Origin of the sequence: Streptomyces sp. NPDC048417 (assembly GCF_040651615.1) — a bacterium.
Classification (GTDB): domain Bacteria; phylum Actinomycetota; class Actinomycetes; order Streptomycetales; family Streptomycetaceae; genus Streptomyces.
In genome coordinates, this window is the sequence record NZ_JBEZKI010000042.1 from 73,785 (window position 1) to 94,914 (window position 21,130).

A 21,130-nucleotide genomic window follows, 5' to 3' on the forward strand; every position below is an offset into this window, starting at 1 on the left:
CCGCCGACGCCGACACGCCGGGCGTCACGCCGGACGCACCGGGCGTCACGCCGGACGCGTGGGGGCGGGCACGCCACCGTCGGAGCCGGGCACACCATCGTCTGAGCCGGGCACGCAGCCGGGCGGTGGCGGGCGGCGACGACGCCCGCCACCGGCTCGACGAGAGCCGCCGCCACCCGGCCGACTTCGAGACGGCGCCGCCACCCGGCCGACCTCGAGACGGCGCCGGCACGCGGGTCCGCACCGAGCTCATCGACCGGCTGCAGGCCACCTGCCCCGACCTCGCCAACCCCTGCACGCGCGGCCTCACCGGTGGCCGCCGCGGCCCTGGCGACGGTGACGGCCTGGGCGATACGCCGAATGGACTGATCATGCGCCAGGCGGGGGCCGGCCACCCACGCGGTGCAAAGGCTCGACGGCAAACGGAAATCTGTCACGGCGGAGCCACATGTCCAGGGCTGCCGGAGTTAGGGTTGCCGTGCGACGCGGATGGTGCCGAATCCTTCGAAGACCGGTGCCAGGCCCGCCCGGGTCCCCCGCCGCGTCCCCGAAACGAAGGTGTCATGCCCGCTGAGAACGCCCCTGTCGCCGGCAACCTCGACGATGACGACTACCCCGCCTACACCATGGGACGGGCCGCCGCCGTTCTCGGCACCACCCCCGCCTTCCTCCGGTCCGTGGGCGAGACCGGGCTGATCGCTCCCCTGCGTTCACAAGGAGGTCACCGCAGGTACTCCCGCCGTCAGCTGCGCGTCGCGGCGCGCGCCCGGGAGCTGGTCGACCAAGGCACCCCCGTCGAGGCCGCGTGCCGGATCATCTCCCTGGAGAACCAGCTGGCGGACGCCCTCCGGCTGAACCGGGAGATAAGCCGGAAGCTCGACGGGTGCGGCACCGATACCTAGTCCCGCCAGTACAGAAATACGGGTGCCAGCGGCACTAGAATTACCGTGCGGCCCCGAAAACACATGGCCGCTTACAGCCCATCTGTGTTAGCGTGATAGCAGTTGCAGTTTTGGTTGCCAGAGAAATTTTTTCTTTGTAAAGCTTTCCGGATCATTCCGGAGGGGTGATCATCGCGGCGACTCGGCTTCGTAAAGTGCGGAGTCCGGCACTGCCCCTCAAGGGAGATTCAATATGGCATCTGGCACCGTGAAGTGGTTCAACGCGGAAAAGGGCTTCGGCTTCATCGAGCAGGAGGGTGGCGGCCCCGACGTCTTCGCCCACTACTCGAACATCGCCACCCAGGGCTTCCGCGAGCTTCAGGAAGGCCAGAAGGTGACCTTCGACGTCACGCAGGGCCAGAAGGGCCCGCAGGCCGAGAACATCGTTCCTGCCTGAAGCTGACGCGAACCGTAGCGAGCCTCGGGCTCGCGCGTTTTGAGGCTGGGGCCCGCGCTCTTGGGGTGCGGGCCCCAGCTTTTCTCTTTTTTTCTCCGGCTCATTCTTGTGATTCCTCGCGCGGAAACCTGTCCGCCGGCCGGAATTCCTCGATACGCCGCATCGAGGAAGGTTCCTACTTGAACCGCACGCGCCGCACGGGCGGCACTTCCGGCCGCCACCGCACGGACCGGACCACCACGCGCTCGACAGGCTCCACCCCCGGCAGCCGCTTCCGTTCGCAGGGATCGGGCCACCAGGGTTCCCGACAGGGCACCGGTCGCAAGAGCGGCGGCCAGGCCCAGCGCTCCGCCCCGGGCCGCCAGGAGTTCGCGCTGCCGGTCACCCTCACCGAGCCGCTGCCCGCCGTCGAGACGTTCGCCGAACTGGACATGCCCGAACGGCTGCTGGCCGCCCTCCGCACCGAAGGCGTGATCGTCCCCTTCCCGATCCAGGCGGCCACCCTGCCGAACGCGCTGGCCGGCCGGGACGTCCTGGGCCGGGGCCGCACCGGCTCGGGCAAGACCCTCGCCTTCGGCCTGCCGCTGCTGGCCCGCCTGGACGGGCAGCGCGCCCAGCCCAAGCAGCCGCTCGCCCTCGTCCTCGTCCCCACCCGCGAGCTGGCCCAGCAGGTCACCGACGCGCTCACCCCCTACGCCCGTGCCCTGCGGCTGCGGCTCGCCACCGTGGTCGGCGGCATGTCGATCGGCCGTCAGATCAGCGACCTGCGCGCCGGCGCCGAGGTCGTGGTCGCGACGCCCGGCCGCCTGCGGGACCTCATCGAGCGGGGCGCCTGCCGGGTGGACCAGGTCAACGTCACCGTCCTCGACGAGGCCGACCAGATGGCCGACATGGGCTTCATGCCGCAGGTGACCGCGCTGCTCGACCAAGTCCCCGACCGCGGCCAGCGGTTGCTGTTCTCGGCCACCCTGGACCGGAACATCGACCTCCTGGTGCGCCGCTACCTCCACGACCCCGTCGTGCACTCGGTCGACCCCTCCGCGGGCGCGGTCACCACCATGGAGCACCACCTGCTGCATGTGCGGGACGCCGACAAGGAGACCGCCGCCACCGAGATCGCCGCCCGGGACGGGCGCGTGCTGATGTTCCTGGACACCAAGCACGCGGTGGACCGGCTCGCCAAGCGGCTGCTCGCCGTCGGTGTGCGGGCCTCCGCTTTGCACGGCGGCAAGTCCCAGTCGCAGCGCACCCGGACCCTCGCCCAGTTCAAGGACGGCCACGTCTCGGTCCTCGTCGCCACCAACGTCGCCGCCCGCGGTATCCACGTCGACGGCCTCGACCTCGTCGTCAACGTCGACCCGCCCGCCGACCACAAGGACTACCTGCACCGCGGCGGCCGTACCGCCCGTGCCGGCGAGACCGGCACCGTCGTCACCCTCGTCCTGCCGCACCAACGGCGCGCCGTGGACCGCCTGATGACCGACGCCGGAGTCACCGCGCGTGCGGTCCAGGTCCGTCCCGGTGAGGCCGAACTGCATCGCATCACCGGCGCCCGCACCCCCTCGGGTGTGCCCGTCACCCTGGCCGCGCCGACCGCCGACACACCACGCGAAGGCGCGCGATCCGCCGGCCGTGGCCGGGGCCGTGGCCGCGGAGGCCGGTCGTCCGCCGCCCGCACACGCCGTACCACCTCAAGGGCCGACTCGTAGTCGAAGGAGGACCAGCGCACAGCCGGAGCACGGGGTTGCGCTCCCGGCGGACAGGCCGCGCCGACGCCCGTCCCGTCCGCCCCGACGCTGGACCGCACCCCGGACGTGTCCCCCGTGATCAACGCACACGGATACACCCCGGGCGTTCTCGCCCTCACCCCTGACCGCCGTCCGAACCCCCGTCCCGCCGCGCCCCGCGGTCGCCCCCTGAGGAGGCATCCATGCGTGTTGTCATCGCCCGTTTCCCCTTCGACCTGACGAAGAGCGAGGTCGAGCAGTCGATGAGCAGCCACACGCCCGAACCCGTCACGGGCGTCGGCGTGACCATCGACGGCCGCGTCTACCCCGTGATGCAGGTCGGCGAAGTGATCACCCGGCAGAACCGCCGTGACTTCACGACGCTGGAAATGCGCCGCGCGCTGACCCGCCTCGGCTTCACCTGTCATGACCCCCGCCCGGTCACGCCGCCCCGGGAGGCGCGCGCCGACGAGGACGCCCTCGGCTGGTGACACCTGCCGGGCGACCGCGAGTAATGCGCGGTTCGCGGGTTGGAAAGCCTCAGATGTGGCACCCGGCTCTTGAGCGGGCCGGGCTCCGGTAAAAGCGGCCGTCGGTTCAGCAACGAGCCGCACACCGCACAAGCCCCGCACGGCCCGCTCAGCCGGTTGTCGCCGCGGGGCTGCCCGGCGGCAACCGGTACGACACGCCCGGCGAACGCCGGTGACGCCTTGGAGACGACGCCGATCACGGCCTCACGCCTCTGGCCCGCTGCCTCCTCTCGCCCGCTGCCTCCTCTTCCCTCTCTTCCCCCTCTTTCCCGGTTCCCCGGCCAACTCCGGTGTGGAATAGGGCTGTTCCCAGACAGTCTTGGAGGAGATCGCCATGCCCGAGAAGTTTCCGCCCATCGAGCCGTACGACCATGGGCTCCTCGATGTCGGAGACGGCCAGCGGATCTACTGGGAGGCCAGCGGTAACCCGGAGGGGAAGCCCGCCCTGTGCGTGCACGGCGGTCCCGGCAGCGGCGGGGGCCGCCGCAACCGCAGGCTGTTCGACCCCGAGGTCTACCGGATCGTCCTCTTCGATCAGCGCGGCTGCGGTGAGAGCCGGCCGCACGCCTCCGACCCCGCCGTCAGCCTCGCCCACAACACCACCGACCACCTCGTCGCCGACATGGAGCGGCTGCGCGAGCACCTCGGCGTCGAGAGCTGGCTCCTCTACGGCGGCTCCTGGGGCTCCACGCTCATCCTCGCCTACGCCGAACGCCACCCGGAGCGGGTCTCCGGGATCGTCATCGCCGGTGTCACCATGACCCGCCCGGAGGAGACCGACTGGCTCTACCACGGCGTCGGCCGCCTGCTGCCCGGCCCGTGGGAGGCCTTCCGCGACGCCCTGCCCGCCGCGGACCGCGCCGGCAACCTCGTCACCGCCTACAACAGGCTGCTGAACAGTACCGACGACACGATCCGGGTCAAGGCGGCCCGTGACTGGTGCACCTGGGAGGACGCCGTCATCGCCCACGAGGTACTGGGCAGTCCCGGCGCCTACAGCGACCGGCCCGACGACTCACTGATGGCCTTCGTCCGGATCTGCGCGCACTACTTCGCCCATGACGCCTGGCTGAAGGACGGCCAACTGCTCCGGGACGCCCACCGGTTGGCCGGGATCCCGGGGGTGCTGATCCACGGCCGGCTCGACCTGGGCAGCCCGCTCAAGACGGCGTGGGAACTGGCCAAAGCCTGGCCTGACGCGGAACTGAAGGTGATCGACGACTCCGGCCACACCGGCAGTCCCGCGATGCACCAGGCGGTCCTGACGGCGATCGCGCGGTTCGGTGAGAGCAGGGGGTGACCGGGGCTGGGTTCCTCCTGTCCGTGGAGGTCAGGCCTCCTTGCTGATGAGTTCGTCCGCCACCCAGCGCGCGACTCCCTCCGGATACGGGGCCGGCAGGCCGAGGACGATGTGCCGGAAGCCGGCGCCCAGCGCCTCGGCGATCGCGGTGCGGGTCGCCTCCGGGCGGTCGTAGGAGACGGAGAGGTGGATGGATCGGGTGATCTCGGCGGGGTCGCGGCCGATCTCCGCGCAGTAGCGGTCGAGGAGGGCACTGCGGCTGACGCAGTCCTCGATGTCGCCGCCCGGGATGTTCCAGAGGTCGGCGTGTTCGGCGGTCACCCGGAGGGTCGCCGCCGAACGGCCGCCGATCAGGATCGGGGGATGGGGGCGCTGGACGGGTTGGGGGTTGGCGAAGGCGCTGGTGAGCTGGTGGTGGCTGCCGTGGAAGTCGAAGGGTTCGTCGGCCGTCCACAGACGGCGGATCAGGGCGCAGGCCTCGGCGAGGCTCTCGACGGCCTGTGCGGGAGGGGTGAAGGGCAGGCCGTACGCCGGATACTCGCGGCGGGCCTCCGGCGGATGCGGCCGTGAGCCGACGCCGATGCCGAAGTCGAGCCGGCCGCCGGAGACGACGTCGACGGTCGTGGCGATCTTCGCGAGTATCGCGGGCGGCCGGAAACGGTTGCTGGTCACCAGGAGACCGAGACGCAGGCGTCGCGTCTGGGCGGCCAGGGCGGACAGCAGCGTCCAGCCCTCGTGGATCGGCCCGTCGGGATCGCCACCGATCGGCATGAGGTGGTCGAACAGCCAGGCGTGCTCGATCTCGGGGATCGCGTCCGCCTCCCGCCAGACCCGCAGGACATCGTCGTAGGACACCTGCATGGGAGCGGTCATGATCCCGAAGCGGGGTTCCGTGGTCATCGTGGTGCTCCTGGGAGAGTCAGCGGCGGCGTAGTGCCGGGTCGAGCAGGGCGGGTGGGGTGTCGTTCTTCTCGTGGGCGGCCAGGTCGGTGCCGGGGGCGACGATCGCGTCGATCGCGTCGAGGACGTCGGCGGAGAGCACGGTGTCGGCGGCTGCGAGCTGGGAGTTCAGGTGGTCCTCGGTACGGGGGCCTATGAGGGCGCTGGTGACGGCGGGGTGCGCGCTGACGAAGCCGAGCGCGAGCTGGACCAGGGTCAGTCCGGCCTCCTCGGCGACGGCGGCGAGCCGCTCCACGGCGTCGAGCCGGGCCTGATTGGCGGGCAGCGTGAGGTCGAAGCGGTCGGGAAGGATCCTGGACCGGCTGGTGGTGATCTCCCTGCCCTTGCGCACGGCGCCCGACAGCCAGCCCGAGGCCAGCGGGCTCCACGCCAGCACACCCATCCCGTACTCCTCCGTCACCGGCAGCACATCGGTCTCGATGCCGCGCTGGAGGAGGGAGTAGCTGGGCTGTTCGGTGACGTACCGGCTCACGTGGTGCTCGCGCGCCGCCCACTGGCCCTGCACGATCCGGTAGGCCGGGAAGGTCGAGGAGCCGAAGTAGCGGATCTTCCCCGCGCGTTGCAGATCGGTCAGCGCCGACAGGGTCTCCTCGTCACTCGTGGCCGGGTCCCAGCGGTGTATCTGATAGAGGTCCACATGGTCGACGCCGAGCCGGACCAGGCTGTTCTCCAACTCGGTGACCAGCCACCGCCGTGAACCGCCGCGGTGATTGCGCTCGTCGCCCATCGGCATGCCCGCCTTCGTGGCCAGCACGAGGTCGTCACGGCGGCCGGCGATCGCCTTGCCGACCATCTCCTCCGACTCGCCCTGCCCGTAGAGGTCGGCGGTGTCGATCAGGTTGACCCCGGCGTCCAGGGCGGCGTCGACGAGCGCCGTCGCCTCCTCCTGGGTGGTGCGCCCGATCGCGCCGAAGTTCATCGCGCCGAGCGCGAGCGCGCTGACCTGCACACCGGTACGGCCCAAGGTGCGGTACTGCATGACCGAGTCTCCTCACATGACGCAACATGACGTACAGACAAGCGGGACGATGTCCCGTTTCGTGTCTTCGACGATACGGAACGCTGTCCCGTTTAGCAACGCCCCGATAGGGTGACGGCGGAGGGAGCACACGATGAGGAACGCACGATGAAGGACGAGGAGCAGGCGGTCCGGCCCCGCCGGGCGGACGCCCGGCGCAACGAGACGACCCTGCTGGAAGCGGCCGCGGCGGCGTTCGTCGCGTCGGGCGTGGAGGCACCGGTACGCGACATCGCGGCCCGGGCGGGCGTCGGCACGGCGACGATCTACCGGCACTTCCCGACCCGTGCGGACCTGATCATCGCCGTCTACCGGCACCAGGTGGAGGCCTGCGCCGAGGCCGGCCCGGCCCTGCTCGCCGGCGCGCCGAGCCCGTACGACGCGCTGCGCCGGTGGATCGACCTCTTCGTGGACTTCCTGGTCACCAAGCACGGCCTCGCCGCGGCCCTGCGCTCCGACCAGACGGGCTTCGACGCCCTGCACGCCTACTTCCTGGACCGCCTGGTCCCGGTCTGCACCCGGCTCCTCGACGCGGCGACCGAGTCCGGCGAGATCCACACCGACCTGGCCGCCGTCGAGCTGATGCGCGGCGTCGGCAACCTCTGCATCGGCGCGGAGAACGACCCCGGCTACGACGCCCGCCGTCTCGTCGCCCTCCTCGTCACGGGGCTGGGCCGGGCATGAGGTGCTGGGCACGAGGTGCCAGGCATGAGTGACCGTTGCGGCGTCTGCGGCCGGCCGATCGAGAGCGGCGGCGGCCCCGGACGGACCGCGTCCTATTGCTCCCAGGCCTGCCGCCAGCGGGCCTACCGGGAACGGCGGCGGACGGGCGGCGTGCCACCGGCCAGGGAACTCCTCTCGGACCTCGGGGATCGGCTGGGGCGGGTACGGCTGGCACCCGGAACCGCGTTCCACGCGGACGTGGAGGGCCTCACCACCCGCTTCGCACAGCTACGACGCCTCGCCCGGGAGGCGGGACAGCAGCCGAGCCCGACGGCGGGGCAGCGACGGAACGCGGAGGCTGAGGCGGAGGCGGAGGCGGGGCAGGAGCCCACCCCGGATGCCGTCGGAGCCAGCGAGGCGGCAAGCGTCACACCCGCGGACCCGGGCAGCGTCACACCCACGGACCCGGACACGGACACGGCAAGCGGCACCGCCGCCGGCGCGAAAGGCGTCACGCACCCCGACCGGGAAAACGTCCCGCCCGCCGGCCTCGAAGTCGTCACGGCCGCCGGCCTCGAAGTCGTCACGGCCGCCGACGCGGAAATCGTCACGCACCCCGCGCCGGAAAGCGTCACCCCTGTCCCGGAAAACGTCACGCCCGTCGCCGTGACGCTTTTCGAAGACGGGGCCGGGTCGGTCTCGGGTGACGACTCGTTCACCGCCCTCGTCGAAGGTCACCGGCGCGAACTCCGCGTGCACTGCTATCGGCTGCTCGGGTCCTACGACGAGGCCGAGGACCTCACCCAGGAGACGTTCCTGCGGGCCTGGCGGGCCAAGGAGACCCTGGACGGTGTCGACAACGCCCGCGCCTGGCTGTACCGGATCGCCACCAACCTGTGCCTGGACTTCCTGCGCAGGCAGAACCGGCGCCCGGTCCCCTACGAACCCGTGCCGGGCATGGACTCGGGCGACGGTCCCCCACCTCCCCGTACGCCCTGGCTGCAGCCGTTTCCCGACGACCAGTTGCCCGAGCCGGCCGCGCCGCAGCACGAGCCCGACGCGCAGGCCGTGGCCGGTGAGACCCTCGAACTGGTCTTCCTCACCGCCATCCAGCAACTCCCGCCCCGGCAGCGGGCTGCGGTGATCCTGCGCGATGTCGCCGGCTGGTCGGCACAGGAGACCGCCGACCTGCTCGGTGCGAGCGTCGCCTCGGCCAACAGCGCGGTACAGCGCGGCCGTTCGGCCCTGCGGGAGGCGCTTCCCGGACGCCGGGAGGACTGGTCGGCCCCGGCGACCGCACCCAGCGCCACGGACCTGGCCCTGCTCCAGCGCTACGTGGAGGCCGCCGCCCGTGCCGACATCGACGCCATGGTCGACCTCGTACGCGAGGACGCGGTGCTCACCATGCCCCCGAACGCGTTCTGGTTCACCTCCCGCGACGCGCTCTTCGGCTTCGTCCGTCCCCACCTCGACCCGGCGTCCCCGATGTTCGCCGGCCACTGGCGTCACCTGCCCGTACGCGCCAACGGCCAGCCCGCCGTGGCCGGTTACCTGCAACGGCCCGGGACCAGCGTCTTCCGCGCCCAGCTCATCGACGTACTGCGGATCGAGGACGGCCGGATCGCCGAGATCACCACCTTCGAGCCCCATCTGTTCCCGGCCTTCGGACTGCCGATGACCTTCTGAATCGATCCCCATCGATGCGAATTGATGCGGATCCATGGGGATCGATGACACCGATGACACCGATGAGTTCGCGGCTGCCGTGCGTCCTATGAGCGACGGACATTCACGAAGCCGAACGGAGCTCACCAGTCATGTTGCTGAAGGACAAGGTCGCCGTCGTGTACGGCGGAGCCGGTGCTCTCGGGGCCGGGGTGGCACGGGAGTACGCGCGGGCCGGGGCGCGGGTGTTCCTGGCCGGGCGTACGGAGGCCACGCTGCGGGAGGTCGCGGCCGGGACCGGCGCCGAGTTCGACGTGGTCGACGCCGAGGACGAGGCCGCCGTCGAGGCGCACGCGTCCGCCGTGGTCGAGCGGGCGGGCCGGATCGACGTCTCGCTCAACCTCGTACCGCGCGGAGACCTCCAGGGCGTCCCGCTGACCGAGATGTCGGTCGAGGACTACACCCGGCCGGTGGCGCGGGGGATCGCCTGCCAGTTCCTCACCGCCCGCGCGGCCGCCCGCCGGATGGCCGCGCAGGGTTCGGGCGTGATCCTCGCCCTGAACAGCGGTTCCCACAACGGCACCCCGATGCTCGGCGGCACCGGCGCGGCCGACGGCGCGATCGACGCGCTGATCCGGCAGCTCGCCCAGGAGGTCGGCCCGTCCGGCGTGCGGGTCTGCGGGATCTGGACCGCCGGGGTCACCGACACCCTCACCCCGGAGAAGCTGAGCGCGGCAGGCGCCCCGGCGATGGACGAGGCGGCGGTAGACGGTATCCGCGCCCATCTGGACTCGCTGCGGATGACGAGGCGTTCCCCGCGGATCGCGGACATCGCGGCGCTGGCGACGTTCCTCGCCTCGGACGCCGGGGTCGCGCTCACGGGCACCTGGGTCAACGCGACGGCCGGGATGTTCCCCAGCTGACGCCGGCGTAGGCGTGGACGTGGTCGCCACGCCGTGTTCGGGGTGGTCCCGTCGGCCTGGTGGGCGACGTCGTGGACCGGACCGGTGCCCTGGCGTCGTGTGTGACGCCATTCAGCCTGCGGCGGGGGTGGTCGCGACGCTGACCATGGTCGGCCGCGGCACCGGCGTCGTCGCGGTGCGGGTGAGTTCAAGGAGTTCCGCGATCCGGCGGTCACGGGATTCCGCCGGCCATGCGAGCAGCAGGTCGGTCGGCGGCAGGCCGGTGACCGGAACTCCCACGACAGCGGAGCCGAGACGATCGGTGGCGCTGTGGCCGACCACGACGACGAGCCGTCCGAGTGCCACGCGGTCGACGATTTCGTCCAGGCCGGTCACCGGGCACTCGGACAGGTAGGCGGGGTCGCTGCGCAAGCGGGACAGGGAGACCTCGCTTCGCGCCGCGAGGGGATGGTGCGCGGGCAGGAGGGCCACCGGGTGCTCCTGGGCGATGTCGCTGCTCTCGAGGTCGCGGAGGTCCTCGGTCCCGCAGAGCAGGGCGACGTCGGCCTGCCCGTTCCGTACGGCCGTGGCCTGGTCGCGGGTGAAGATCAGCTGCATCGTGTCGTGGCCGTGGCGTGCCTGGTAGCGGCGGTGGATGTCGCGCAGCAACCCGGAGCCCATGCCCGGGGCCACGGCGATGCGCAAGGTGCCGCGGGCGGCATGGAGCGTCTGCTGGACAGCGCGGTCGATCGCTTGCAACGCCTTGCGGGCCCCGGCGAGGAAGACCTCGCCCGCCGACGTGAGATCGACGCGTCGGCTGGTCCGCTCGAAAAGTCTGACACCTAGGCGTCGCTCCAGTTGAGCGATGGCGCGGGAGAGCGGCGGGGGCGCGATGCCGAGCCGTTCGGCGGCGCGGCCGAAGTGCAGCTCCTCGGCGACGGCGATGAAGTATTCGAGCTGTCGTACCTCGACCCGATCCATACCTTCAGGGTAATGATCCGTGCCGAAGTCTGCATCGCTCTCCCCGCCGTCAGGGCAGCACGCTGGACCTGTTCCGGACCGACTGTTCCGGACCGACCGTTCCGGACCGACCGTTCCGGACCGACCGTTCCGGACCGACGAGAAGTCGAAGGAGAGAATGATGGACGACGAGCGCGCGGTGGCCCAGGTGCTGGCCCGGTACGTGCGAGCGGTCGACCACCGCGACGGCGCGGCGATGTCCGCGCTGTTCGTGGCGGACGCCGTGGCCGAGAGCTACTACAACAACGGCGGTAAGCGGGAGAAGCTCGCCGAGCTCACCGGGGCCGAGGCCATCGGCAAGGCCGTCGCCGGGCTGATGGCCCCGCACCCGCCGCGCGGGTGGAGCCACCACACGACCCACGACCACATCATCGAGGTCGACGGCGACGAGGCGACGCTCGACGCCCAGTTCGTCGTCTTCACCATCCAGGGGCACGAGCGCCCGGCCGAGGGCTGGCCCGCGGGGGCGTCCGGCGCACAGGGCACGATCACCCCGATCGAGTCGGGCTACTACCAGCCGCGACTGCGCCGGGTCGGCGGAGCCTGGCGCATCTTCCACCACACGATCCTCCTGGACCAGCCCCTGGTCCTGCCAGGAGGGTGAGGTCCAGGCGATCATCCACCCGCGGTACGGCGGCACCGGGGCACGGAACTCGACCGGGCCGGGAAGCAGCGGCTCCGCCGCTCCCTCGCCCCTCGCCCCTCAGCCTGCCAGCCCCAGCGCCTCCGCCAGCGCCCGGTACCCCGGCGACGGGTCGGTGTCCGCGGGGTGCAGCAGCTGGAGCGCCACGTGGTCGGCGCCCGCCTCCTGGTGGGCGCGGACGCCCTCCGCCACCCGGGCCGCGTCGCCGTGCAGGATCAGCGCGTCGAAGAGTCGGTCGCTGCCGCCGTCCGCGAAGTCGGTGTCGTCGAAGCCCAGGCGGCGGAGGTTGGCCAGGTAGTTGGACAGGTCGAGGTAGAAGCCGAGGGTTCCGTCGCCGACGGCTCGGGCCCGGGTGCGGTCCGTCTCCAGGACCACCTTCTGCTCGGGGGCCAGGATCGGTCCGGTCCCGAGGATCTCGCGTGCCTGGCGGGTGTGGTCCGGGGTGACGAGGTAGGGGTGGGCGGCCGCCGTGCGGTCGGCGGCCAGGCGCAGTACCCGGGGGCCGAGGGCCGCCAGGGCGCGGCGCGCCACCGGGACGCCGGCCTCGTCGAGGACGTCCAGGTAGTCGTTCAGGGCCTGGTACGGCCGTACGAACTCCTTGGTCGCCTCCGGGTGACCCGCGCCGATGCCCAGCAGGAAGCGGTCCGCGTGGCGCTCGGCGATACGGCGGTACGAACGGGCCACCCGGTCGGCCGGGTTGGACCAGATGTTCACGATGCCGGTGGCGACGACCAGCGTCTCGGTGGCGTCGAGCAGCCGCTCGGCCTCGGCCAGGTCCGGGTCGGTCACGTTGCCCAGCCACAGCGTGCCGTAGCCCAGGCGTTCCAGCTCGACGGCGAGGCCGGGCCCGGTGTCCTCGTGGCGCCACACGCCGATGGCACCGAGCTGGATCTTGGCCGCCTCGTCTGCCTTGCCTGTCTTGTCTGCCTCGTCTGTCTTGTCCACGATCTCGTTCATACCAGCCACAACCGGCGGGCACCGACCGCCATTCCGATCGCCATCGAAATAACCGCCACCAGGACCCTCGAGGATCCCCTCCCTGAACACCTTTGGCGATCAGTCCCTGAACACCCTCGCATCGCCGTCAACCGCGTGGTGCGGCGCGACATCGCCTACGGCAACGGGCACACCACGGGTTCACCTGCGACAGCGGCCCCTTCGGCAGCGCCGACAGCTCGCGACGGAACGGGCGTCCACAGGGTGTGGACGCCCTCGACAACATGCTCGGGTGGTACGGGAGTCCGGTGAACTCCGGGGTGGCCGGGGCCCTACCGCCCCAGACCGGCGAAGCGGGCGAAGGTGTGGCTGAACTGCCAGGTGTCCTGGGCGGTCCCGGAGCAGGAGTTCGAGCCGCCGGTGCCGACGCAGCCGCCGTTGTCGCGCTGGAGGGCCCAGAAGGAGAGGGTGTCGATGCCCCGGGCGGCGGCCCAGCGCTCGACCTCCACGGCGTTCTGGGTGGTGAAGGTCTCCGCGGGGCCGTAGTCGTCGATGCCGGGCATCTCGGTGACGCCGACCATGCCCCACAGCTCCCTGGAGTTCTTGTGCGGGTAGAGGGCGGCGAGTTGGGCGTGCAGGCCGTCGGCCGCGGTCCTGGTGTCGGCGGCCATGTCGTGGGTGGCGCCGTCGTAGTAGTCGAAGGTCATGATGTTGACGACGTCCACGCGCGCGTGGTGGGCGACGGCGTTCTGGAGAACGGCCAGGCCGGTGGCCGCCAGGCCCTTGGTGGTGGTCGGCAGGGTGTAGGAGAACTGGAGCGGGTGGCCGGTCCGGTCGGCCCAGCGCTCCGCCTTGGCGATCGCCTGGTTACGGCGGTCGACTCCGGCGGTGTCGGCGAGGGAGTCGGCCTCGATGTCGAGGTCGATGCGGGAGATGCCGTACGTCGTGACGAGCTTCTCGTACACCCCGGCGATGGCGTCCACGTCGGTGCAGCTGTCGGCGAGTTCGGTGCCGGTGGTGTCGGCGCTGTAGCCGCCGAAGGAGGGGATGGCGTTGCCGCCGCGGGCCTGGAGGGTGGCGATGTCGGCGCCGAAGGACGACGGGGAGATCGGCTGGGTGGTGTCGCCGTTCCAGTCGGCGGTGCAGGAGCCCGCCGCGGGCGTCTGGAGGAAGGCCAGGGTGAGGTACTTGTTGCCGGACTCGGCGGCGAGCGCGGCGGGGCTCTGGCCGGTCCAGGCCTCGAAGTAGGGCGCCGCGACCCGTGCGGGCATGGGCTTCGCGGCGTGGTGCGAGGAGGCGTGCGCGGCGCCTGATCCGAGGGCAACGAGGGCGGTGGACAGGGCGATTGCGCTCAGGGCGGCCCGCAGGGCACGAGTGCGTCTCATGGGCGCCCATATTTGGACTAGACCAATTAACTGTCAAGGTCCCTAACAATCACCGGCCCGACGCCCCGTGACCCGATGGGCGGAGAAGGCCAGTTGACGACCGGTGGCCGGATTTCTTCCATGCGGAGATTTGAACTGAACATAAGAGAGTCATTAATGTCTGGGGCTCGTACTACTAGTTGAACCACCGCTCGATCCTTACTTGATCCGTCGCTCGACTCCTCGCTCGGAAGGAGATCGCCCCCGTGGCGTTCCACCGTCGTCCCAAGCAGCCGAGCCGTGCTCGGGTCACCGTGCTCACCACCGCCGCCGCTGCCGCCGTGGTCCTCTCCTCACAGGCTGCCGACGCCGCGCCCGGCGCGAAGCCGAGCAAGGGCGAGGTCAAGTCCAGGGTCGACAAGCTGTACGAGGAGGCCGAGCAGGCCACCGAGAAGTTCAACGGGGCCAAGGAGAAGCAGGAGAAGCTCCAGAAGCAGATCTCCGCGCTGCAGGACTCGGTCGCGCGCGGCCAGGACGAACTGAACGAACTGCGGGACGGCATCGGCTCCATGGCCACCGCCCAGTACCGCAGCGGCGGCCTCGACCCGTCCCTCCAGCTGTTCCTCTCCGCCGACCCGGACGACTACCTGGACAAGGCCTCCACCCTGGACCAGCTGAGCGGCCAGCAGGTCGAGACGCTGAAGAAGATCCAGGCCAAACAGCGCGAACTGGCGCAGGAGCGGGCGGAGGCCACCGGCACGCTCAAGGACCTGGCCGCCACCCGCACCGAACTCGGTGCGAAGAAGAAGGAAGTCCAGGCCAAGCTGGCCGAGGCGCAGAAGCTGCTCAACAGCCTCACCGCCGCCGAGAAGGCCGCGCTCGCCGCCGAACAGGACCGCGCCAGCCGCTCCTCCAGCGAGCGGGTGGACCTCGGCAACGACACCTCCGCCACCGGCCGGGCCGCGGCCGCCTTCGCCGCCGCCAAGACCAAGCTCGGCACGCCCTACGTCTACGGCGCCACCGGCCCGTCCTCCTTCGACTGCTCGGGCCTGACCTCCTGGGCCTACGCGCAGGCCGGGGTCTCCATCCCGCGCACGTCCGAGTCGCAGACGGGGATCGGCACCAGGATCTACTCGACGTCCGACCTCCAGGTCGGCGACCTGGTCTTCTTCTTCAACGACCTGCACCACGTGGGCCTGTACGCGGGCAACGGGCAGATCCTGCACGCCCCGCGCACCGGCACGGTGGTCCGCTACGAGTCGATGAGCACCATCGGCGGCCCGTTCATGTTCGGCGTCCGCGTCTGACCTGCCGCGAAAACCTCAGCGGGATCTGGCCCGGGCGTCCTCCAGGTAGTGCAGGACCGCCGCGACCCGGCGGTCCACCCGGTCGGCCGGGGACAGGTCGAGCTTGGCGAAGATGGACCGGATGTGCTTGTGGACGGCGCCGTCGGTGACGACCAGGCGTTCGGCGATCGCGGAGTTGCCGAGGCCCTCGGCCATCAGGGCGAGTACGTCGCGTTCGCGCGGGCTCAGCCGTTCCAGGCGGGTGTCCTGGCGGGAGCGGGTGAAGAGCTGGGCGACGACCTCGGGGTCGATCGCGGTGCCGCCGTCCGCCACCCGGTGCAGGGCGTCGAGGAACTCCTCGACCCGGCCCACCCGTTCCTTGAGCAGATAGCCGAGGCCGCCGACCCCGCCGGTGAGCAGCTGGGTGGCGAAGCTCTGCTCGACGTACGCAGACAGGACGAGCACGGCGAGGCCGGGGTGGCGGCGTCGGGCCTCCACGGCCGCGCGGATCCCTTCGTCGGTGTGGGTGGGCGGCATCCGGACGTCCAGGATGGCCACGTCGGGCCGGTGCGCGTCGATGGCGTCCAGCGCCTCGTCCGGCGTCCCGGCGGTGGCGGCCACCTCGACGCCCTCGGCGCGCAGCAGCAGGGCGAGGCCCTCCCGCAACAGCGGGTCGTCCTCGGCCATCACGATCCGCAAGGCCGGCTCAAGTTCCACAGGGCAGTTCCGCTTCCAGGGTGGTCGGGCCGCCTGCCGGGCTGGTCAGACGGAGGGTGCCGTCGTGCGCCGCGACCCGGCGGCGGATGCCGGTCAGCCCGGAGCCACCGGCCGAGTCGGCGCCGCCCCGGCCGTCGTCGGTGACGGTCAGGGTGAGCCGGCCGCCGCGGGCACGGACGGCGACCGTGGCCCGGTCGGCGCTGTGCTTGGCGACGTTGGTGAGGGCTTCGGCGACGACGAAGTAGGCGGTGGCCTCCACGGAGGCGGCACAGCGTTCGGGGGCGTCGACGTCGATCCGGCACGGCACCGGTGACTCGGCGGCCAGGCCGGACAGGGCGCCCGCAAGTCCTCGGTCGTCCAGAACCGGCGGCAGAATGCTGCGCGAGACCGTGCGCAGTTCGGCCAGCGCCTGTTCGGCGGCGGACTGGGCGCGCTCCAGGATCTCGTCGGCGCGGGACGGGTCGCGGGCCACCTGGCGGCGGGCGGCGCCGAGCAGCACGGTGACCGAGACCAGCCGGTTCTGGGTGCCGTCGTGCAACGCCCGCTCGATCCGGCGCAGTTCGGTGGCGTGCGCGTCGAGGGCGGCGGCGCGGGTGGCGGTGAGTTCGGCGACCCGCAGGGAGAGGTCCTGGTCCGGTCCTGCGGCCAGCAGACGCCGCCCCGGGTCCGCCTGGAGCCGGGTCATGCCGGGGGTCAGCCCCAGGATGACGGCGATCGACCCGACCCCGAACGCGCCGACGGCGACGGCGTCCGCCCAGGAGTGCGCGACGCCGTAGCCGAAGGAGGTGGCGGTCGTGTGCTGGGGCATGAACCGCCAGTACAGCGGAAAGAGCGTGTCCCGTACGGCGGAGAGCGGCAGCAGGAAGCCGAGCAGCCCCAGCAGCAGGCCGAGCGTGCCGTGCCGCAGCAGCCAGCGCAGTTCGCGCCGGGTGGTGGGGTCGGTGAGCGCGAGCCGCGGCCGGGTGGGCGGCGGCCCGGGGGCGACGACCTCGGGCCCGCGGCGACCGAGCCGCGCCCGCTCCCGGCCGGCCAGGGCGTGCAGCGCGCGCAGCGCGAGCGGGGCCAGGAGCATGCCCACGCCCAGCGGTGCGGTCACGGCCGTCACCGCGAACAGGAGCAGCAGGCCGAACGCCGGGGCGGCCGTACCGAGCCCGCTGACGAGTTCGGCGATCGCACCGCCCGCCGCGCGCAGCGTCCGTCCGGCGAGGGCCCCGACACCCTCGGCCCGCACCTTGGTGACAGCCATTCGCGCCCCTCCCTCCGTCGTCAGGAACCTTAGGGCGTACGGCAGTTGGCCGGGGTGGTCCGGCCCGAAAGGTACAGCCTGCTGTACCTCGAACCGGGCGGTCCACGGGATCGGCCGAGGGCGGTCACGGTCCGTAGCGTCGATGCCCGTAACGCAGGACGTCAGCCCCCAGCCGGAGGTTCCCGTGGCCAGCACCGATCCCTGTCGCCTCACCAGCCCGCCCCCCGTCGACCAGCCGGGCGGCGGCGCGGACCTCGTCCGCGTGCTGCTGTGGTCCCTGCTGGTCCTCAGCGCGGGCGCCAACATGGCCACCTCGTACGGCGGTGTGCCCGTCTGGTCGCACCTGGCCTGCGGTGTGGTGACCCTGCTCAGCGCGGGCATCCTGGTGGCGCGGCGGCTGCGGGGGCGTCGATGAACACGGCCACCGTGAAGACCGCCCGCCGGGCCCCCGCCATCGCGCTGACGGGCGTGGGCAAGACGTACCCGGGCGGGGTGCGGGCCCTGGACGAGGTGTCGCTCACCGTGGAGCACGGCACTTTCCTGGCGGTGATGGGCCCCTCCGGGTCCGGCAAGAGCACGCTGATGCACTGCGCGGCCGGACTGGACTCGCCGACCTCGGGCAGCGTCCGTATCGACGGCCGGGAGATCGCCGGGCTGAACGAGACCAAGCGCACCGAACTGCGCCGGGAGCGCGTCGGTTTCGTCTTCCAGGCCTACAACCTGATCCCGTCCCTCTCCGTCGAGGACAACATCACGCTGCCGCTGCGGCTGGCCGGCCGCCGACCCGACCGGGACTGGATCCGTACCCTGACCGAACGGGTCGGGCTCGCCGACCGGCTCCACCACCGCCCCGCCGAGCTCTCCGGCGGCCAGCAGCAACGGGCCGCCCTGGTACGGGCGTTGGCCGCGCGCCCGGCGGTGGTGTTCGCCGACGAGCCGACCGGCGCGCTCGACCTGCGCAGCGCCCACCAGGTGCTCGACCTGCTCCGGACGCTCGTCGACGACCTCGGCCAGACCGTCGTCATGGTCACCCACGACCCGGCCGCCGCGGCCCGCGCGCACACGGCGCTGGTGATGGCCGACGGCCGGGTGGTCGAGGCCATGGACCGTCCGGCGGCCTCCCAACTGGCGATCCGGCTGGCCGCGTTGGGCGAGAGGTGAGCGCCGTGCTGCACTTCGCCCTGCGGATGGCCGCCCACCGGTTCGCCTCGCTGCTCGCCGTGGCCTGCGCGGTCCTGGGTGGCGCGGCCCTGATCACCGCCACGGGTGTGCTGGCGGAGTCCGGCCTGCGCTCCCAGCTGCCGCCCGGCCGGCTCGGCGGCGCGGACGTCGTGGTCGCCGCCGACCAGGAGTACCACGTCCCCGGCGACCTCCCGATCGCCCTGCCGGAACGCGCCACGGTCCCGGCCGCCCTCACCGACCGGCTGGCGAAGCTGCCCGGCGTCACGGCCGCGGTCGGCGACCTCGGCTTCCCGGCCGCCGTGACGGACCCGCGCGGCCAGCTCGTCCCGGTCGCCGGCGAGGACCCGGCGACGGCGGGCCACGGCTGGTCCTCGACGAAGCTGCTCGCCGGCCCGCGCATCGAGGGCCACGCCCCGGCGGCCCCCGCCGAGGTGGCGGTGGCGGCCTCCACCGGCCTGGCCGTCGGCGACGAGGTCCGCGTCACCGCCGGCGGCGCCCCCGCGACCGCCTACCGTGTCTCGGCCCTGGTCCACGCGCCGGACGCGGGCCTCTACTTCACGGACGGCAGGGCGGCGCAACTGGGCGGCCCCGCCCGGCGGGGCACCGTCGGCCTCGTCGGCCTCCGCACCCGCCCCGGGACCGCGGAGCAGGTCGCCTCGGCGGCGCGCGAAGCCGTCTCCGGCACCGGTCTGAAGGTCCTCACCGGAGCCGCCCGCGGGACGGCCGCGGCCCCCGGCGTCGGCTCCGCCCGCTCCCTGCTGATCCTGCTGTCCGGCTCCCTCGGCGGAATCGTCCTGCTGATCACCGGGTTCGTCACCGCGGGCGCGCTGGGCGTGGCGATCGCCGGCCAGCGCCGGGACCTGGCGCTGATGCGGGCCGTCGGGGCGACGCCGCGGCAGATCCGCCGGCTGGCCGCCGCCCAGTCGACGACGGTGACGGCCGTGGCCCTGGTCCCCGGCATCGCCCTCGGCTATGTCCTCGCCGCCCGCTTCCGCACGCTCCTCGTCCACCGGGACGTGCTGCCGCCCGAACTGCCCCTCACGTTCAGTCCGTTCCCGGCCCTGGTGACGGTCGTCCTCCTCGTCGCGGTCGTCCGGGTCGCCGCCCGCTGCGCGGCCTGGCGGACCTCGAGGATGCCGGCCACCGAGGCGGTCGCCGAGTCCCGCAGCGAACCCCGCACCCCGTCCAGGTCCCGTACGGTCACGGGCCTGTCGCTGCTGGCCGCCTCCTGCGCCCTGTCCGTCACCCCACTGCTGCAACGCACCCTGATCGGTGCCTCCGCCACCTCCATCGCGGGCATCGTCGCTGCGATCGGCCTGGCGCTGGCGGGCCCCGCGCTGGTCCGGACGGCGGGCGAGGCGGTCGTACGACGGCTGCGCCCCGGGGTGTCCGCACCCACCTGGCTGGCCCTGTCCAACGTCCGGGCGTACGCGCAGCGGGTCACCGGGGTGGTCAGCCCGCTCGCCATGGCGGTCGTGTTCGTGCTGACGTACACGCTCGCGCAGACCACGGTGCTGGCCGCGACCTCGGACGACACCCGTACCGGGACGCTGGGCCAGTACCGCCTCGGCGCCCCCGCGCTGGGCGGGCTGCCGGCCGACACGCTCGCCGCCGTACGACGGCTCCCGGGCGTGCGGGCCGCGGCGCCCGTCGGCACGACCACCGTGGTCTGGCCGTTCCGTCAGTTCGGCGATCCCCAGACCGAGTCCGCCTCCGCGCTGATCCTGACCCCGGCCGCGAAGGACGTCCTCGACCTGGGAGTGACGCGGGGCGGCCTGACCGGTCTGACCGGCGCGACGGTGGCCGTCAGCAGTGAGGTGGCGGGCCCGCGCGACGCCGAACCGGGGGCCCGTATCAAGCTGTTCCTCGGCGACGGCGCGCCCGTCGAGGCGACGGTGGTGGCCGTGTACGACCGCGGGCTCGGCTTCGGCCCCATCGTCCTCTCCCACGACCTGGCCACCGGGCACACCACGAGCGGCCTCGACCAGAGCGCGCTGGTCCGCACGGACGGCTCCGCCGGGGCCGACCGCGCGCTGACCGCCCTGGCCGCCACGCGTCCCGGCCTCGCTCTGTCGGACACGGCCCCGCGGGCAGGTGCGGACATGCCGCCCGAGATGTGGGTGAACCTGGCGGTCATCGTCGTCCTGCTCGGCTATCTGCTGCTCAGCATCGCCAACCGGCTGGTCGCGGCGACCGCCCAGCGGCGCACGGAGATCGCCGCGCTGCGGCTGGTCGGTACGACGCCGCGGCAGATCCTCGCGATGATGCGCCGGGAGGCCGGCGTGATCGCGCTGGCGGCGCTGGCGGCAGGCCTCGCCCTGTCCGCGCTGCCGCTGGCGCTGCTGGGCCAGGGCTTCCTGCACCGCCCGTGGCCGGCGGGCCCGGTGTGGCTGCTCCCGGCGGCGGCGGTGACGGTGATCGTCACGTCGTACGTCACGATCGAACTGCCGACGCGACGCGCCCTGCGGGTGCCTCCGGCGGAGGCCGTGCGGGTGGGTGCCTGACAGGGTCGAGTTGCAGCGCCCCGTCTTTTGGTTTTTACGGCCTGACCCGCGATTGATCGCAGGATGCCGCGCGCGCTGAAAACTGCGGGCTAGGCTCTTGGCGAGCCATCGCTACTGAACAGGGGGTCC

The 21,130-nt window shown here is 72.4% G+C and carries 20 protein-coding genes; 13 read left to right on the forward strand and 7 right to left on the reverse strand.

Features of this window, described 5'->3' with window-relative positions; all coding sequences use genetic code 11:
• Positions 1-563: 563 nt before the first annotated feature.
• From AB0D59_RS44670 to pip, 5 genes are all read left to right on the forward strand, one after another.
• Positions 564-902, forward strand: coding sequence for a helix-turn-helix domain-containing protein (locus tag AB0D59_RS44670; protein WP_362577288.1), 339 nt, complete (start codon positions 564-566; stop codon positions 900-902).
• 232 nt (positions 903-1,134) lie between these two features.
• A complete protein-coding gene (locus AB0D59_RS44675) occupies positions 1,135-1,338 on the forward strand; it encodes a cold-shock protein (RefSeq protein ID WP_031482971.1) in 204 nt (67 codons plus the stop codon).
• Between the two features lie 179 nt (positions 1,339-1,517).
• Positions 1,518-3,047, forward strand: coding sequence for a DEAD/DEAH box helicase (locus tag AB0D59_RS44680; protein WP_362577290.1), 1,530 nt, complete (start codon positions 1,518-1,520; stop codon positions 3,045-3,047).
• Between the two features lie 221 nt (positions 3,048-3,268).
• Positions 3,269-3,556 (forward strand): SCO5918 family protein, encoded by a 288-nt coding sequence (locus AB0D59_RS44685; protein WP_362577292.1) that lies wholly within the window; start codon positions 3,269-3,271, stop codon positions 3,554-3,556.
• A gap of 373 nt (positions 3,557-3,929) precedes the next feature.
• The gene (gene pip, locus AB0D59_RS44690) at positions 3,930-4,895 is read left to right on the forward strand and encodes a prolyl aminopeptidase (protein WP_362577294.1); all 966 of its coding nucleotides are present in this window, start codon (positions 3,930-3,932) and stop codon (positions 4,893-4,895) included.
• A 30-nt stretch (positions 4,896-4,925) separates the two neighbouring features.
• On the opposite strand, the gene AB0D59_RS44695 is transcribed toward pip, so the two are convergent.
• Together AB0D59_RS44695 and AB0D59_RS44700 are read right to left on the reverse strand one after the other, a co-directional pair.
• The gene (locus tag AB0D59_RS44695) at positions 4,926-5,795 is read right to left on the reverse strand and encodes an LLM class flavin-dependent oxidoreductase (RefSeq protein ID WP_362577296.1); all 870 of its coding nucleotides are present in this window, start codon (positions 5,793-5,795) and stop codon (positions 4,926-4,928) included.
• Between the two features lie 19 nt (positions 5,796-5,814).
• The gene (locus AB0D59_RS44700; protein WP_362577298.1) at positions 5,815-6,834 is read right to left on the reverse strand and encodes an aldo/keto reductase; all 1,020 of its coding nucleotides are present in this window, start codon (positions 6,832-6,834) and stop codon (positions 5,815-5,817) included.
• A 147-nt stretch (positions 6,835-6,981) separates the two neighbouring features.
• On the opposite strand from AB0D59_RS44700, the gene AB0D59_RS44705 reads away from it, so the two are divergent.
• The 3 genes from AB0D59_RS44705 (at position 6,982) to AB0D59_RS44715 (ending at position 10,124) form a co-directional block, all read left to right on the forward strand.
• On the forward strand, positions 6,982-7,557 hold the full coding sequence (locus AB0D59_RS44705) for a TetR/AcrR family transcriptional regulator (RefSeq protein WP_362577300.1): 576 nt from the start codon (positions 6,982-6,984) through the stop codon (positions 7,555-7,557).
• Between the two features lie 24 nt (positions 7,558-7,581).
• Positions 7,582-9,222 carry an RNA polymerase subunit sigma-70 gene (locus AB0D59_RS44710; protein ID WP_362577301.1) on the forward strand — a complete coding sequence of 547 codons (1,641 nt, stop codon included), beginning with the start codon at positions 7,582-7,584 and terminating at the stop codon, positions 9,220-9,222.
• Positions 9,223-9,353: 131 nt separating this feature from the next.
• Positions 9,354-10,124, forward strand: coding sequence for an SDR family oxidoreductase (locus tag AB0D59_RS44715; RefSeq protein ID WP_362577303.1), 771 nt, complete (start codon positions 9,354-9,356; stop codon positions 10,122-10,124).
• A gap of 111 nt (positions 10,125-10,235) precedes the next feature.
• On the opposite strand, the gene AB0D59_RS44720 is transcribed toward AB0D59_RS44715, so the two are convergent.
• A complete protein-coding gene (locus tag AB0D59_RS44720) occupies positions 10,236-11,084 on the reverse strand; it encodes a LysR family transcriptional regulator (protein WP_362577305.1) in 849 nt (282 codons plus the stop codon).
• 157 nt (positions 11,085-11,241) lie between these two features.
• Here AB0D59_RS44720 and AB0D59_RS44725 point away from each other — a divergent pair, with 157 nt between their 5' ends.
• Complete coding sequence (locus AB0D59_RS44725; protein WP_362577307.1) at positions 11,242-11,727, forward strand: nuclear transport factor 2 family protein; 486 nt, start codon at positions 11,242-11,244, stop codon at positions 11,725-11,727.
• A 99-nt stretch (positions 11,728-11,826) separates the two neighbouring features.
• Here the strand turns inward: AB0D59_RS44725 and AB0D59_RS44730 are convergent, their stop codons facing one another.
• Both AB0D59_RS44730 and AB0D59_RS44735 read right to left on the reverse strand, forming a co-directional pair.
• The gene (locus tag AB0D59_RS44730; RefSeq protein WP_362577309.1) at positions 11,827-12,711 is read right to left on the reverse strand and encodes an LLM class F420-dependent oxidoreductase; all 885 of its coding nucleotides are present in this window, start codon (positions 12,709-12,711) and stop codon (positions 11,827-11,829) included.
• 323 nt (positions 12,712-13,034) lie between these two features.
• Positions 13,035-14,087: a chitinase gene (locus AB0D59_RS44735; protein WP_362577311.1), complete on the reverse strand. Its 1,053-nt coding sequence runs from the start codon at positions 14,085-14,087 to the stop codon at positions 13,035-13,037.
• A 245-nt stretch (positions 14,088-14,332) separates the two neighbouring features.
• On the opposite strand from AB0D59_RS44735, the gene AB0D59_RS44740 reads away from it, so the two are divergent.
• Positions 14,333-15,373 (forward strand): NlpC/P60 family protein, encoded by a 1,041-nt coding sequence (locus AB0D59_RS44740; RefSeq protein WP_362577313.1) that lies wholly within the window; start codon positions 14,333-14,335, stop codon positions 15,371-15,373.
• A gap of 15 nt (positions 15,374-15,388) precedes the next feature.
• Here AB0D59_RS44740 and AB0D59_RS44745 read toward each other — a convergent pair whose 3' ends face one another.
• The gene (locus AB0D59_RS44745) at positions 15,389-16,051 is read right to left on the reverse strand and encodes a response regulator transcription factor (protein ID WP_362577327.1); all 663 of its coding nucleotides are present in this window, start codon (positions 16,049-16,051) and stop codon (positions 15,389-15,391) included.
• Between the two features lie 7 nt (positions 16,052-16,058).
• Positions 16,059-17,315: a sensor domain-containing protein gene (locus AB0D59_RS44750; RefSeq protein ID WP_362577315.1), complete on the reverse strand. Its 1,257-nt coding sequence runs from the start codon at positions 17,313-17,315 to the stop codon at positions 16,059-16,061.
• A gap of 184 nt (positions 17,316-17,499) precedes the next feature.
• On the opposite strand from AB0D59_RS44750, the gene AB0D59_RS44755 reads away from it, so the two are divergent.
• From AB0D59_RS44755 to AB0D59_RS44765, 3 genes are read left to right on the forward strand one after another with little or no spacing between them, the layout of a single operon-like run.
• Positions 17,500-17,730 carry a hypothetical protein gene (locus tag AB0D59_RS44755; RefSeq protein ID WP_362577317.1) on the forward strand — a complete coding sequence of 77 codons (231 nt, stop codon included), beginning with the start codon at positions 17,500-17,502 and terminating at the stop codon, positions 17,728-17,730.
• Complete coding sequence (locus AB0D59_RS44760; protein WP_362577319.1) at positions 17,727-18,476, forward strand: ABC transporter ATP-binding protein; 750 nt, start codon at positions 17,727-17,729, stop codon at positions 18,474-18,476. The genes AB0D59_RS44755 and AB0D59_RS44760 overlap by 4 nt, the downstream gene beginning before the upstream one ends.
• Before the next feature lie 5 nt (positions 18,477-18,481).
• Positions 18,482-21,001, forward strand: a complete 2,520-nt coding sequence (locus AB0D59_RS44765) for an ABC transporter permease (protein ID WP_362577321.1) — start codon at positions 18,482-18,484, stop codon at positions 20,999-21,001.
• Positions 21,002-21,130 lie beyond the last annotated feature (129 nt).

What these genes read in the sequence shown, in the direction of transcription:
- AB0D59_RS44710 (WP_362577301.1), top strand. Translation starts at nt 7,582, where the DNA reads ATGAGTGACCGTTGCGGCGTCTGCGGCCGGCCGATCGAGAGCGGCGGC.
- AB0D59_RS44670 (WP_362577288.1), top strand. Translation starts at nt 564, where the DNA reads ATGCCCGCTGAGAACGCCCCTGTCGCCGGCAACCTCGACGATGACGAC.
- AB0D59_RS44715 (WP_362577303.1), top strand. Translation starts at nt 9,354, where the DNA reads ATGTTGCTGAAGGACAAGGTCGCCGTCGTGTACGGCGGAGCCGGTGCT.
- AB0D59_RS44685 (WP_362577292.1), top strand. Translation starts at nt 3,269, where the DNA reads ATGCGTGTTGTCATCGCCCGTTTCCCCTTCGACCTGACGAAGAGCGAG.
- AB0D59_RS44695 (WP_362577296.1), bottom strand. Translation starts at nt 5,795, where the DNA reads ATGACCACGGAACCCCGCTTCGGGATCATGACCGCTCCCATGCAGGTG.
- AB0D59_RS44720 (WP_362577305.1), bottom strand. Translation starts at nt 11,084, where the DNA reads ATGGATCGGGTCGAGGTACGACAGCTCGAATACTTCATCGCCGTCGCC.
- AB0D59_RS44700 (WP_362577298.1), bottom strand. Translation starts at nt 6,834, where the DNA reads ATGCAGTACCGCACCTTGGGCCGTACCGGTGTGCAGGTCAGCGCGCTC.
- pip (WP_362577294.1), top strand. Translation starts at nt 3,930, where the DNA reads ATGCCCGAGAAGTTTCCGCCCATCGAGCCGTACGACCATGGGCTCCTC.
- AB0D59_RS44760 (WP_362577319.1), top strand. Translation starts at nt 17,727, where the DNA reads ATGAACACGGCCACCGTGAAGACCGCCCGCCGGGCCCCCGCCATCGCG.
- AB0D59_RS44705 (WP_362577300.1), top strand. Translation starts at nt 6,982, where the DNA reads ATGAAGGACGAGGAGCAGGCGGTCCGGCCCCGCCGGGCGGACGCCCGG.
- AB0D59_RS44675 (WP_031482971.1), top strand. Translation starts at nt 1,135, where the DNA reads ATGGCATCTGGCACCGTGAAGTGGTTCAACGCGGAAAAGGGCTTCGGC.
- AB0D59_RS44750 (WP_362577315.1), bottom strand. Translation starts at nt 17,315, where the DNA reads ATGGCTGTCACCAAGGTGCGGGCCGAGGGTGTCGGGGCCCTCGCCGGA.
- AB0D59_RS44735 (WP_362577311.1), bottom strand. Translation starts at nt 14,087, where the DNA reads ATGAGACGCACTCGTGCCCTGCGGGCCGCCCTGAGCGCAATCGCCCTG.
- AB0D59_RS44725 (WP_362577307.1), top strand. Translation starts at nt 11,242, where the DNA reads ATGATGGACGACGAGCGCGCGGTGGCCCAGGTGCTGGCCCGGTACGTG.